This window comes from Micrococcus sp. GbtcB5 (assembly GCF_019091605.1).
In the GTDB taxonomy this organism is placed as follows: Bacteria; Actinomycetota; Actinomycetes; order Actinomycetales; family Micrococcaceae; genus Micrococcus; species Micrococcus luteus.
In genome coordinates this window covers 1-264 of record NZ_JAGXJK010000227.1, presented here as the reverse complement: position 1 = coordinate 264, position 264 = coordinate 1, and the positions used below count along the sequence as shown (strand labels likewise).

General features: G+C 65.2%; 1 protein-coding gene. It reads left to right on the top strand.

The genetic code is table 11. The annotated features are described in order from the left end of the window. Nucleotides 1–66: 66 nt before the first annotated feature. Nucleotides 67–264 (top strand): ATP-binding cassette domain-containing protein (locus KVS67_RS12145; RefSeq protein WP_368669071.1); only part of this gene is annotated, 198 nt, incomplete at its 3' end.

Below are 264 nucleotides of genomic sequence, written 5' to 3'. Positions count from 1 at the left end.
ATCGCTCGGGACGAGAAATCTCGCGGGCTCTTTTCTCGGGGCGGTGTACTGGACGTCGTCCATGCTGTGAGGGGGGGGTCCTTGGCCGCACGGGAGGGCGAAGTCATCGGACGCGTCGGACGCAATGGGTCCGGCAAGAGTGCCCTGCTCCGCGTCCTGGCAGGCGTTGAGGCGCCAACATCTGGGGAGGTCTTTGCCGCTTCTGCGCCCCAATTGATGGGTGTGGGGGCAGCGCTCATGCCCAACCTCACCGGTCTAGACAAC